This window comes from Egicoccus sp. AB-alg2 (assembly GCF_041821065.1).
GTDB lineage: Bacteria > Actinomycetota > Nitriliruptoria > Nitriliruptorales > Nitriliruptoraceae > Egicoccus.
Map to the genome: position 1 here is coordinate 23,137 of NZ_JBGUAX010000019.1, position 10,781 is coordinate 33,917.

The following is a 10,781-nucleotide window of genomic DNA, read 5'->3' on the forward strand; positions in this document are numbered from 1 at the left end:
TCGGGTGCGGGTGTCGGGGTCGGGTCAGGCCGCTGAGGCCGCGGCGGCGGGTGACGCGCCGTCGGCCGTGACGGCCACGTCGGGGTTGTCGAGGAAGTGGGTGACCACGCGCGCGGTCTGCAGCGGCATCTCGTGGTTGACGGCGTGGGTCGCGCCCGGCAGCCGGCACAGCCGGGCGTCGGGGAGCAGACGGCTCACCTCGACCGCCCAGCGGTCCTCGACGATCGGGTCGCGGGTGCCGCGGACCACCAGGGCCGGGGCGTCGAGGTAGGGCAGCTTGTCCTCGATCGCGTCGTTCATGGCGTGGCGGAAGGTCGCCAGCGCGCGGGGGATCCCGGCGGTGAGGTAGTCGCGCACGAGCAGCCGCTGCAGGGCCCGGCTCTGGGTCTTCTGCTCCAGCCGCCAGCGGCGCAGCTGTTCGTCGTAGCGGCGGGCGCGCGGGTCCATGGTGGGGCCCAGCAGCACGAGCCGGTCGGCCAGGTCGGGGCGGGCCAGCAGCGCCTCGGCCACGACCTGGCATCCGTAGCTGTTGGCGACCAGCGCCGTGCCGGTCAGGCCGCGTGCGTCCATCCAGTCGATCAGGGCGCGGCCGAGGCCGCGGGTGTCCAGCGCCTGCTCGGGTCGTTCGCTGCGCCCGAAGCCGGGCAGGTCCGGGGCGTGGACGGTCCAGCGGCCGGCGAGGCGCTCGGCGAGCGGCACGTGGTAGGCGCTGCTGACCACCAGCCCGTGAACGAGCACGACCGGCCGTCGGCCGGTCGTGTCGTGCCGTTGCCAGATGCGGCTGGCCGTGCGCCAGCGCCCGGCACGGACCTCGTGCCAGCGCGGCGAAGGTGGGGCATGGGCGGCCGTGTGCGTGGCCATCAGGCGGCCCGCTTCTTCAGGCCGACAGCGGTGGCGGCCGCAGCCGCACCGACGCCACCGACGATGGCCAGCGTGCGGCCGGGGTGACCCGCCCGGGACGGCTTCCAGCCGCCGCTGACGGAGATGCCGGCCGGGACGGGCTCGAAGAGGTTGCCGGCGGTCGGCGCCTCGGCCTCGTCGGTCAGGTGGGAGGCCGCCATGGCCTTGGCCGCCACCCGCTCGGTCGTGCCGGGCAGCACCTTCATGAAGAACAGGGCCGGGCGCGTGGCGGCGCTGACCGGTACCTCGCGGCGCGGGTGCTTGAGGTTCTTGATGATGGCCGCCGCGACCCGCGTGGCGTCGACGGTCGGCTCCGGTGGCTTGACCCGCTTGCCGGTGCGGTTGGCGGCGTGCTGGAACAGCGGCGTGTCGACCGGGCCGGGCATGATCAGCGCGATGCCGATGCCCTTGGCGTCCTGGGTCTCCTGACGCAGCGACTCGGTGAGTCCCCGGATCGCGTACTTGCTGGCCACGTAGGCGCTCTGCAACGGCGCCGGGACCTTGGAGAGCACGGAGCCGACGTTGACGAGCACACCGTGGCCCTGCTCGCGGAACCAGGGCAGCGCGGCCCGCGCGCCGTTGGCGTAGCCGAACAGGTTCACCTCGACGACGCGCTTCCACTCGTCCAGCGGCAGCTCCTCGAAGCGCCCGTACTGGTTCACCGCGGCGTTGTTGACCCAGGCGTCCAGCCGGCCGAAGCGCCCGACCGTGTCCTTGGCGAGGCGTTCGACGGCGGCGGCGTCGGTGACGTCCAGTGCCTCGACGTGCAGGCGCTCACGCGTCGAGCCGTCGACCTCCTGGGCGAGGTCCTGCAGTGCCTGTTCGCGACGTGCCACGGCCACCACGGTGCTGCCCACCTGCAGCAGGCCCTTGACGGTGGCGCGTCCGATGCCGCTGGAGGCCCCGGTCACGACGACGACGGCGTCCTTGAGTTTGGTCCCCACGGTGTGTCCACCTTCCGCTGGCACGACTGGTCGCTTGGCCGGCCAAGGTGGCATGCGGCACGCGCCGTGTCGGGGCCCCCCGGACACCCGACGTTCGTCGAGCGTGTTCCTGCCGATGGGACGGGACTTGCTGGTCGGCGCCTGAAGCTGCGGCCCAGCCGCGCCCGTCTCGGCGTGCCGGCGCGCTACTGCACGCGCCCGTCGGCAGCGTCGACGAAGCGCACCCGCAGGTGCAGTCGGCAGTCCGACCGGCCCAGCGCCTCGGCCATGCGCTCGCTGACGGCGGCGGCGTGTTCACGAAGCGCGGTCAGGTCGCTGGAGACCGAGGTGGCGACCCGCGCCTCGACCTGCACCGGCTCGTCGTCGACCACCCGGGCGGTGACCTCACGCACATCGGGCCCGCGGGCCAGGTCTCGCTCGACGGCTTTCGCGAGCGCGGCCCCTCGCAGCCGTGTCCGGTGCGGTCCGGGCGACGTGGCCAGGTCGAGCTCGGTCACCGCCCGAGGTCGGCGCGCCGGCAGCAGGTGACGCAGCACGAGGACCAGCCCGAGGATCGCGACCACGACGGCGACCGCCACGACCGCCGCAGGTGGCCACGTTGCCACGAGATCCTCCGTCGTCTGCAGCAGTTCGGTCGTCGTCGGCAACGAGAACACGCCAGCCGCGGCGAGCAGCACCGCGGCACCGGCCGCGGCGAGGATCAGGCCGAGGATCGTCGTGACGAGCCGATCGCCGAACCCGAACAGCCGGCCGGTCCCCCTGGTCATCGCACCCGCCCCCCGCTGGATCTCACGTCGAGGCGCACGCGCGGCGCGCGACGGGCCACGAGCTCGTCGAGTTGTGCCCGCAGCGCGGTGCGCAGCCGCTGCCGGAGCGAACGGTCGTCGGTGCCCTCCACGCGATAGACCCGAACCCTCGCTCGTCGCCGGATCCGCACCCGGGCGCTCCGAACGTCCTCGTCACCCTCGGCGGTGGCCGCCAGACGCCGCTCGAGGCCACGACGCTCGAGCATCACCGTGACCCGCTCGGTCGCATGGTGTTGGAAGGCGCGCCGTCCCCGGGGGACGAACTGCAGCGCGAGCAGTGCCAGACCCAGCACGAGGAGGAGCGCGGCGACCAGCACACCTTCGGTCGACGTCAACGCGAACCCGCCGATGGCGTCCCGCACCGCGTCGACGTCCACCAGACGCTCCGGTCGCCCCAGGTTGGCGAGCACGACGTCGGTGGCGACCACGACGGCCAGCGCCGTCACGGCCCCCCAGAAGACGAGGGCCACCAGGCGCTCCACCACCCGCGGCACCATGCGTTCACCCCCGTCACGATCGCTCTGGCGAGCCGTTCCCGCGACCCGCCGGCTCGCCCGACTCGAGGTCGACGAATCGGATGTCGATCCGCAGTGGTTCGTCCGCCGGGCCCACCCGCTCGCGGACGGCCCGACTCACGGCGCTGGCCAGCGCCGGCAACTCGTAGCCGTAGGTGGCGACGAGGCGGAGGCGGACGGTGATGGGCGCCTCCAGGACGACCCGGACGCCTTCCACCGGCTCGCCGTCCGCATACGTCGCGAACTCACCCAGCGCGCCTCCGTCGAGGCGTGCCACCCCGGGCGTGGCCTGCGCGGCCTCGACCGCCGCGCGAGCGATCGCCACCCGACGCGGTGGCGCGGTCTCATTCGACACGGCGTTCCTCTTCGGCGCCCTCGTCGTCCTCGTCGCCGAACCGCAGATCGGTGACGGCGATGTTGACCTCGACGACCTCCAGGCCGGTGAGTTCCTCGACGCGGTCGATGACGTTCTGACGCACCGAGGAGGCGACCTCCTGGATCGTCGCCGGATACTGGACGGTGAGGGTCAGATCAGCTGCGGCCTGGCGGGTGCCGACCTCGACCCCGACCCCGGCCGTCCGGTGCTCGTCACCGCGGATGCGGCCGACCACGTCCGCGATCGCGCCGCTCACCGCGCCGCCGAGCGACGCCACACCATTGACCTCCCGGGCGGCGATCGCGACGATCTTGGCGACGACGTTGTCGTCGATGGTCGTCGTACCCCGGTCCCCTTCGTGGCGCGCCACCTCGGTCGACGGGCCGCCTCGTCGCTCGGTGCTCGACGGCTCTGCTGCGGCGGGCGTACTGCTCATGGGCTGCTCCTTCGTCCGATGACTCCGCTGCATGGGCGTCTGGGCGGGTCGACCGGGAGCGACCAGCAGGCTCAGGTCTCGTGCTGATGACCCAGGTACTCGGCCAGGTCCACGCGCCCGGTCGTCACCGCGGCGATCACGGCACCCGCGGCGGCGAGGACGCCGACGAGGAGCGCCGACAGGAAGCCGGCGAAGACCCAGATCGACCCCAGCACCAGCCCGACGAGCGCTCCGAAACGGATGGCGGTCATGTCCACCTCGAGTCGTCCCGGGCAGCTCACCGTCCCGCGACTGCCCGCTTCCCGGTCACCCGAACAAGACCAGCATGCGGGACCCTCCCGCGGGTGGTCATGGCCGATCGGGAGCCATCACTGCAACGAACGCCGGACCCTGGGCTTTCGAACGACCCCACGACGGATGGCGCGCAGCAGGCGGCGCCCGCGCCGCCGACGCACCGTCAGCCGGCGGGCCGGGTCGGTGACGTGCCGGGCGTCGACGCGCGTCGCCGGTCGCGAGGCCGCCAGCAGCAGGTCACGGGCCGCGGTGAGCGTTGCGAAGGCCTGCGGGTCGCCACCGGCGTCCGGGTGCAGACGCCGCGCGAGTCGTCGATAGGCCGCGAGGACCTCGCGCTCACCGGCCGTCGCGGAAACGCCGAGGAGGCGGCGCGCCTCGGCGGTGCTGCGCGGACGGTCATGGGACACGCTGGAACTGCCTCGCCTCATGGGCGTGCACCGACCGCGGTCGGCGCGCCAGGTGGTGACCCGATGGTGAACACCTGCGCGCCGCCGTGCCAACCCCGACGTGCGAGAGGCGGCCCCGTGGGGCCGCCTCTGCGGGATGTGTCGGCGGAGGGAGAGGGATTCGAACCCTCGAGGGGCGTGAACCCCTACTCGCTTTCGAGGCGAGCGCACTAGGCCGGACTATGCGATCCCTCCAGACGGTCGGGGAGGGTACGTCGTCGCCGGCCCGACCGGCAACCGCGGCCGGCCGCGTCACCCGGTGGGCGTGTCGGCGCGCACGAGCACGTCACGGGTCAGCCCGGCCACCGACGGGATGCCGGCCAGCGCCAGGGTCAGGTCGAGGTCCGCGAGCAGGCACCGGAAGACGTGACGCACGCCCTCCTCGCCGGCCAGCGCGAGCCCCCACACCCACGGCCGCCCGATCAGCACCGCACGCGCGCCGAGGGCGATGGCGACGGCCGCGTCGGCCCCCGACCGCACGCCACTGTCGAACAGCACCGGCACCGTGCCCCCGACGGCCTCGACCACGCCCGGCAGGGCGTCCAGCGACCCGATGGCGTTGTCGACCTGCCGGCCGCCGTGGTTGGACACGACCAGCCCGACGACGCCGGCGTCGATCGCCAGGCGGGCGTCGTCGGGGTGCTGGATGCCCTTGACCAGCACCGGCAGCGGTGAGCGGGCGCAGAAGTCATGCAGGTGCTGCCAGGTCTGCGACGGGTCGCTGAAGACCTGGATCCACCGCATCACCGCGGCCTGCTGCTCGGACAGGTGCTCATTGGGCTCGGCGACGCCGGCCGTGAAGGTCGGGTCGGTGAGGTAGTTGGCCAGCCCCTCGGCGTGCAGGAACGGCAGGTAGGCGGTGGCCAGGTCGCGCGGCCGCCACGCGAGCAGGCGCGTGTCCAGGGTGATCACGACCGCCTCGTAGCCGGCGTCGGCGGCCCGCTGCACGAGGCTGTCCGTGACCGGGTCCTCCGCCGGCCAGTACAGCTGGAACCAGCGTGGCCCGTCCCCGGCGGCCTCGGCCACCTCCTCCAGCGGGAACGAGGACACCGTCGACAGGATCGAGGGCAGCCCCAGCGACGCGAGGGCGCGCGCGACGGCCTTCTCGCCCTCGGGATGCACGATCGACTGCACCCCGACGGGTCCGGCCAGCAGGGGTGCGGGCAGGGTGCGCCCGAACAGCTCCACGTCCAGGTCGCGCTCGGCGACGTCGACGAGCATGCGGGGCACGAACCGCCAGCGCGCGAAGGCCTGCCGGTTGGCGGCGGCGGTGCGCTCGGCGCCGGCGCTGCCGGCGACGTAGCCGAACGCCCGGTCGTCGAGCACCTCGCGGGCCGCCGCCTCCAGCGCGTCGTAGGTCACCGGCAGATCCGGGACCTTGCCGCCCATGCCGGCGAAGTACAGCTCGTACTGGAACGTGTTGAAACCCATGGCGCCCCTCTCCGCGACGACGGCTGCGCGCACCGTAGGCGGGCGCCGCCCCGGACCGTGGATCGACGCGTCAGCGCGGCAACGTGCCAGGACCAATCACGTCAAGCCGTAGCTCGCGTGGGCCGGTATCGCAGGGCGACCGCCCCCGACCGGAACTCCTGGCGATCCACGAGTTCGAGCTGGATGCGCTCGCGCAGACCGGCGAGCAACGTCGGCCCGTGTCCGGCAAGGACCGGCTGCACGAGGAACTCGTACTCGTCGATCAGGTCCAGATCCGCCAACGCCAGGGGGAGCGTCACGCCACCCACGAACAGGCGCTCGCCTGGCTCGTGCTTGAGCCGCTGAACCGCTTGTCCCAAGTCGCCTCGCACCAGCTCGGCATTCCAATCGACCTCGCTCAGTGTGCTCGACACGACGTACTTCTTTGCCCGGTCGATGGTCTCGGCGAACGGGATCTCCCACTCGTCCATCCAGTCCGGCCACGTGCCCGAGGCCGGCTGCCGCCACGCCGACTCCATCATCTCGTAGGTCACCCGGCCGAACAGCAGGGCATCGGCCCGTCTCATCTCGGCGGTCCAGTAGCGCATCGACTCCTCGTCTGGGGGCAGCCCTGCCTCGTGATGGCAGCAGCCGTCGAGCGTGACGTTGATCGAGTACCGAAGGGGTCTCATCTCGTTTGCTCTCCATCGATGGGCGCCGCGCGTTCACCGGACCGTATGCAGACGACTGCCGGCGCGATGTCTCATCGGCGCCTCGATCCCACCGCCGCAGGAGCTGGCGATTCCAGGCGTGTCGAGCCGGCGATGTGAGGCGCCTCGGTGCGTCGCTCGTTCGACCTCGTGCCCGACGCTCGGCGCACGGCCCGGCGGTCGGCCTGCTCGAAACCTGGCCATGCTCAGGAAGTGGGCGGTCGCGCCGTCCGGCACGGCGGTCGGCCTGCTCGGAACCTGGCCATGCCCAGGAAGTGGGCGGGCGCCGGCGGATCGACGCGGATCAGCGCAGCTGGCGTGGCTTGCGGCGGCGCGCGAAGAAGTCGCGCAGCAGCTGCCCGCACCGCTCGGCCGCGACCCCGCGCACCACCTCCACCCGGTGGTTGAGCCGCGGGTCGCGCGGCACGTCGTACAGGGCCCCGACGGCGCCGGCCTTGGGGTCGTCGGCCCCGAACACCAGCCGCGGCAGGCGGGCCAGCACGAGCGCCCCGGCGCACATCGTGCACGGCTCCAGCGTCACGTACAGCGTGCAACCGTCCAGGCGCCAGGAGCCGACGACGGCGGCCGCGTCACGCAGGGCGAGGATCTCCGCGTGGGCCGTTGGATCCTGGTCCACCTCGCGGCGGTTGTGGCCCCGGGCGATCACCTCGCCGTCGCGGACGACGACCGCGCCGATGGGCACGTCGTCGTGCGCCGCGGCCCGCTCGGCCTCGGCGATCGCCGCCTGCATCCAGGTCTCGTCCATGTTCGCCGGCAGGCTAGACGCGCTGCGGGGACGACCCGCCGCCGCTACGTTCAGCGGACGGGTCGGACGCGGAGTGGCCCGCAGAGGACAGCGTGGAGTACCACCCCGGGGTCGAGTTGCAGCTGCTCGACGTCACCGTTCGAGCGCAACGAGCGATCCTGCGGGCCAAACGGCCGGAAGACGTCGTTGCGGCGCTGGAGCGCGCCGTGGCCCAGCTCGGCGGCTCCCTCGTGCCGGCCCACATCGCGGGCGACGAGGTACTGCACATGGACGTCGGCCTCGGCGTGCGCGGGCCGCTGCTGCCCTGGGCCGCGCCCGACGACCCGGCGCGCCCGCGGCTGGAGCACGTGCTGCCCGGCCTGGTCGAGGACGGCCAGCAGATGGTCCATCGCCTGTGGCGCCTGGCCGAACGCGGCGACCCTACGCTGCACGACGAGCTCACCGGCGCGCTTCACGCCACCGCCACCACCAGGCTGATCACCCGCTCGCGTGCCGGTGACGTGCTGGCGGGCCTGGTGCTGGACCCGGACGGAGCCGTTGCGCGCCTCCATGGCGGCGCCCGCATGAGCAGCCTGCTGCACCAGCTGGCCGTCAACGTCCGCAGCGAACTCGACGTGGACGAACGGCTCGGGCGCCTGCACGGCCTCGCACTGGTCGCGGTCCTGCCCCAGTCCGACGAGGCGCGGGCGCAGGAGCTGCTGACCCGACTCGACCAGCGCTGGCGGCGCCGCGAGGACACGATCGACGCGCCGCTGCGGGGCGCGGTCACGGTCGTGGCCGACCGGCCGATCGACGCCCTGGCACGGCTGCGCGAGCGGCTCGGCCTGGTCCGCAGCGACGACGAGACGGTGGACGCCCCATGACCGCTGACCCGCGACCGTCCACCGAGCCGGTCATCGACCTCAGCCGCCACACGCAGCTCGACGACCGCCAGTCGGCGCTGGTCGCCACGTTCGTGGAGCTGTTCTCGCTCGCCGACCGTCACGGCGCGGCCGTGCACGCCCGCGAGCTGCTGACCGGCGGCCGCGACGCCGACGAGATCCGCGAGGCGCTCGCGCTCGCCCAGCGCCACGTCGGCGAGCTGTGGCAGGCGGGACACTGGACCATCACGCAGGAGCACGCCGCCACGGCCGTCGCCGAGGCGGTGTTGGCGACGCTCGACGAGACGGTGGACGACCGCCCCGCCGTCGGCCGGGTCGCGATCGCGGCCGCCGACGGCGAGTGGCACGCCCTGCCGGCCCGCCTGGCCGGCCACGCGTTCTCACGGGTCGGGCTGGAGACGGTCTTCCTCGGCGCCGGCCTGCCGGCCGGCGACGTCGCACGCACGCTGCCGGCCCTGCAGGTGGACGCCCTGGCCGTCAGCGTCACCATGCCGTCGAACCTCACCGGCGCCGCCCGCACGGTCGCGGCCGGCCACAGCGCCGGGCTGCCGGTGCTGCTCGGCGGCGGGGCCAGCTCACCGCAGCGGGCCCGCGCGCTGGGCGCCGAGGCCCACGCCTCGTCCGTGCAGGACGGGGCCCAGACCGTGTTGCGCTGGATCGAGGAGGGCGCCCGTGCGACCGGGACCCCGGCGCTGCGCAGCGCGGAGACGGACGCCATGCGCCGCCGTCGCACGGTCCTGCTCGACGAGGCGTTCTCGGCCGCCGAGGAGCGCTGGCACGCGCTCGACGAGGTGCCCGACGACCTGCTCGACCACGTCATCGAGGACCTCGAGCAGCTCTACGACCACCTCGTCGCGGCGGTGCTGGTCGACGAGCCGCCCGTGTTCACCTCGCTGGTGCCGTGGCTGACCGAGGTGCACGCCGGCCGGGGCCTGCCGCCGGCCCTGCTGGAGATCGAGCTGGAGTCCCTGGACACGGTGCTCGGCGAGCATCCCGAGGCCCGAACGCTGGTACGGGATGCGCGGTCGAGCGGCGCGGGCGACTGAGGCAGACTGGCGTCCGACCTCAAAAGGACGTCGCATGCTGAACACCCGCACCTACCACGTGCCCGACATCTCCTGCGACCACTGTCGTGCCGCCATCGAGGCCGAGCTGGACAAGCTGGCCGGCGTCGGCTCACGCACCGTGAACATCCCGGACAAGACGGTGATCGTGGAAGGCACCGTGTCGGAGGACGCCGTCACCAAGGCGATCAGCGACGCGGGTTACGAGGTCGAGCGGGTCACCGGTGAGGGCACCTCGATGCCCGGCGGCCACCCCGGCCCCATGCCGTGATCTCGCCGTCCGCCCAGCACCAGCGGATCCCGGGCCGTCGGCCCGGGATCCGTCCGTCTCACGGCCGCGTCACGCGTCCAGCGTGAGCTCCTGGATCTGGTTCTTGCCGTAGAAGGCGATCGCCCGCACGCCGTGCTCGCGCATCACGGCGCCGATGCGACGCTTGTCCTGCTCGCGGGCGTCGTCGTCCTCCGACGGCAGGCCGGCCTGGACCACGAGGTTGCCGCGCTCGAGCTCGTCGTTGAGGTTCTCGAGACGGATCGCCTCGTCGCCGAGCGCCTTCTGGACCGTGCGGACCACCTTGCCCAACGCGCCGTGCTCGTCGCCGCCGGGATCGATCTGCTCGGTGCCCTCGTCACCGGACAGCACCTCGACGTCGGTCACGCCCGCGTCGGACAGCGCCTGGCGCAGGTCGTCGACGCGGCCGCGGTCGTCGAGCACGCCGACGACCTTCTCGGTCGGATACACGAGCATGTTGTCGCTCACGTGAGGCTCCTCGCACGTCGGCCGCGGCGTTCGCGGCCTCGGACGTCGGCCGCCGTCGCGGCCCTCGCCTCCATGACAGTCGGCGCTCGTGGCGCTGTCCACCGTCGCGCCTGCCCATCCGGGCAGACGTCCCGCGTCCCGACGTCCCCGGAGGTGGCCGCGGCTAGGTGTCGCAGATCGCAGCGTTGTTGACACGGGTGATGGGCGGGCCACCGACTGCGTGATGGAAACGGTGATGGTTGTAGCGGGGGAGCCAGCGGTCAAGGTTGGCGGTGCGCGCGGCGTTGGAGCGGTACAGCTGCTGGTAGGCCCACTCGCGTCGCAAGGTCTGGTTGAACCGTTCGACCTTGCCGTTGGTCTGTGGCCGCCGGGGCCGGATCCGGAGGTGGCGGCGCACCCCGGTTTCGGTCAGGGCTTGGGCGAACTCGCGCGAACGGACGTAGGCCAGGGCGTTGTCGGTCATCACGCGTTCGACT

General features: G+C 73.2%; 16 protein-coding genes and 1 tRNA gene. 3 read left to right on the forward strand and 14 right to left on the reverse strand.

The window, feature by feature from the left end:
- Nucleotides 1-24: 24 nt before the first annotated feature.
- From ACERM0_RS22390 to tadA, 12 genes are all read right to left on the reverse strand, one after another.
- Nucleotides 25-861, reverse strand: a complete 837-nt coding sequence (locus ACERM0_RS22390) for an alpha/beta fold hydrolase (RefSeq protein ID WP_373680822.1) — start codon at nt 859-861, stop codon at nt 25-27.
- On the reverse strand, nt 861-1,844 hold the full coding sequence (locus tag ACERM0_RS22395; protein WP_373680823.1) for an SDR family NAD(P)-dependent oxidoreductase: 984 nt from the start codon (nt 1,842-1,844) through the stop codon (nt 861-863). Before ACERM0_RS22395 ends, ACERM0_RS22390 begins: the two co-directional genes overlap by 1 nt.
- A 185-nt stretch (nt 1,845-2,029) precedes the next feature.
- The gene (locus ACERM0_RS22400; RefSeq protein ID WP_373680824.1) at nt 2,030-2,611 is read right to left on the reverse strand and encodes a hypothetical protein; all 582 of its coding nucleotides are present in this window, start codon (nt 2,609-2,611) and stop codon (nt 2,030-2,032) included.
- A complete protein-coding gene (locus tag ACERM0_RS22405; RefSeq protein ID WP_373680825.1) occupies nt 2,608-3,147 on the reverse strand; it encodes a DUF6286 domain-containing protein in 540 nt (179 codons plus the stop codon). Before ACERM0_RS22405 ends, ACERM0_RS22400 begins: the two co-directional genes overlap by 4 nt.
- 13 nt (nt 3,148-3,160) lie before the next feature.
- Nucleotides 3,161-3,520, reverse strand: a complete 360-nt coding sequence (locus ACERM0_RS22410) for an Asp23/Gls24 family envelope stress response protein (protein ID WP_373680826.1) — start codon at nt 3,518-3,520, stop codon at nt 3,161-3,163.
- Nucleotides 3,510-3,977, reverse strand: coding sequence for an Asp23/Gls24 family envelope stress response protein (locus ACERM0_RS22415; RefSeq protein ID WP_373680827.1), 468 nt, complete (start codon nt 3,975-3,977; stop codon nt 3,510-3,512). The genes ACERM0_RS22410 and ACERM0_RS22415 overlap by 11 nt, the downstream gene beginning before the upstream one ends.
- Nucleotides 3,978-4,048: 71 nt before the next feature.
- A complete protein-coding gene (locus ACERM0_RS22420; RefSeq protein WP_373680828.1) occupies nt 4,049-4,228 on the reverse strand; it encodes a DUF2273 domain-containing protein in 180 nt (59 codons plus the stop codon).
- A gap of 117 nt (nt 4,229-4,345) precedes the next feature.
- Nucleotides 4,346-4,678 carry a DnaJ domain-containing protein gene (locus tag ACERM0_RS22425; RefSeq protein WP_373680829.1) on the reverse strand — a complete coding sequence of 111 codons (333 nt, stop codon included), beginning with the start codon at nt 4,676-4,678 and terminating at the stop codon, nt 4,346-4,348.
- Nucleotides 4,679-4,823: 145 nt separating this feature from the next.
- Nucleotides 4,824-4,912, reverse strand: a tRNA-Ser gene (locus tag ACERM0_RS22430).
- A gap of 57 nt (nt 4,913-4,969) precedes the next feature.
- Nucleotides 4,970-6,148 carry an alpha-hydroxy-acid oxidizing protein gene (locus ACERM0_RS22435; RefSeq protein WP_373680830.1) on the reverse strand — a complete coding sequence of 393 codons (1,179 nt, stop codon included), beginning with the start codon at nt 6,146-6,148 and terminating at the stop codon, nt 4,970-4,972.
- A 101-nt stretch (nt 6,149-6,249) separates the two neighbouring features.
- Nucleotides 6,250-6,819, reverse strand: coding sequence for a dihydrofolate reductase family protein (locus ACERM0_RS22440; RefSeq protein ID WP_373680831.1), 570 nt, complete (start codon nt 6,817-6,819; stop codon nt 6,250-6,252).
- A 322-nt stretch (nt 6,820-7,141) separates the two neighbouring features.
- A complete protein-coding gene (tadA, locus tag ACERM0_RS22445) occupies nt 7,142-7,603 on the reverse strand; it encodes a tRNA adenosine(34) deaminase TadA (RefSeq protein WP_373680832.1) in 462 nt (153 codons plus the stop codon).
- A 92-nt stretch (nt 7,604-7,695) separates the two neighbouring features.
- On the opposite strand from tadA, the gene ACERM0_RS22450 reads away from it, so the two are divergent.
- Genes ACERM0_RS22450 through ACERM0_RS22460 form a run of 3 tightly spaced genes read left to right on the forward strand, consistent with a single transcriptional unit; the run spans nt 7,696 to nt 9,819 of the window.
- On the forward strand, nt 7,696-8,466 hold the full coding sequence (locus tag ACERM0_RS22450) for a hypothetical protein (RefSeq protein WP_373680833.1): 771 nt from the start codon (nt 7,696-7,698) through the stop codon (nt 8,464-8,466).
- The gene (locus tag ACERM0_RS22455; protein ID WP_373680834.1) at nt 8,463-9,530 is read left to right on the forward strand and encodes a B12-binding domain-containing protein; all 1,068 of its coding nucleotides are present in this window, start codon (nt 8,463-8,465) and stop codon (nt 9,528-9,530) included. Before ACERM0_RS22450 ends, ACERM0_RS22455 begins: the two co-directional genes overlap by 4 nt.
- 34 nt (nt 9,531-9,564) lie before the next feature.
- On the forward strand, nt 9,565-9,819 hold the full coding sequence (locus ACERM0_RS22460; RefSeq protein WP_373680835.1) for a heavy-metal-associated domain-containing protein: 255 nt from the start codon (nt 9,565-9,567) through the stop codon (nt 9,817-9,819).
- 69 nt (nt 9,820-9,888) lie between these two features.
- On the opposite strand, the gene ACERM0_RS22465 is transcribed toward ACERM0_RS22460, so the two are convergent.
- Complete coding sequence (locus tag ACERM0_RS22465) at nt 9,889-10,305, reverse strand: hypothetical protein (RefSeq protein WP_373680836.1); 417 nt, start codon at nt 10,303-10,305, stop codon at nt 9,889-9,891.
- A 163-nt stretch (nt 10,306-10,468) separates the two neighbouring features.
- The coding region (locus ACERM0_RS22470) for an integrase core domain-containing protein (RefSeq protein WP_373680837.1) at nt 10,469-10,781 on the reverse strand (313 nt) is incomplete at its 5' end.

Excerpts from the sequence above, each read along its gene's own strand:
- ACERM0_RS22405 (WP_373680825.1), bottom strand. The coding sequence starts at position 3,147 with ATGGTGCCGCGGGTGGTGGAGCGCCTGGTGGCCCTCGTCTTCTGGGGG.
- ACERM0_RS22420 (WP_373680828.1), bottom strand. The coding sequence starts at position 4,228 with ATGACCGCCATCCGTTTCGGAGCGCTCGTCGGGCTGGTGCTGGGGTCG.
- tadA (WP_373680832.1), bottom strand. The coding sequence starts at position 7,603 with ATGGACGAGACCTGGATGCAGGCGGCGATCGCCGAGGCCGAGCGGGCC.
- ACERM0_RS22435 (WP_373680830.1), bottom strand. The coding sequence starts at position 6,148 with ATGGGTTTCAACACGTTCCAGTACGAGCTGTACTTCGCCGGCATGGGC.
- ACERM0_RS22400 (WP_373680824.1), bottom strand. The coding sequence starts at position 2,611 with ATGACCAGGGGGACCGGCCGGCTGTTCGGGTTCGGCGATCGGCTCGTC.
- ACERM0_RS22390 (WP_373680822.1), bottom strand. The coding sequence starts at position 861 with ATGGCCACGCACACGGCCGCCCATGCCCCACCTTCGCCGCGCTGGCAC.
- ACERM0_RS22460 (WP_373680835.1), top strand. The coding sequence starts at position 9,565 with ATGCTGAACACCCGCACCTACCACGTGCCCGACATCTCCTGCGACCAC.
- ACERM0_RS22415 (WP_373680827.1), bottom strand. The coding sequence starts at position 3,977 with ATGAGCAGTACGCCCGCCGCAGCAGAGCCGTCGAGCACCGAGCGACGA.
- ACERM0_RS22440 (WP_373680831.1), bottom strand. The coding sequence starts at position 6,819 with ATGAGACCCCTTCGGTACTCGATCAACGTCACGCTCGACGGCTGCTGC.
- ACERM0_RS22455 (WP_373680834.1), top strand. The coding sequence starts at position 8,463 with ATGACCGCTGACCCGCGACCGTCCACCGAGCCGGTCATCGACCTCAGC.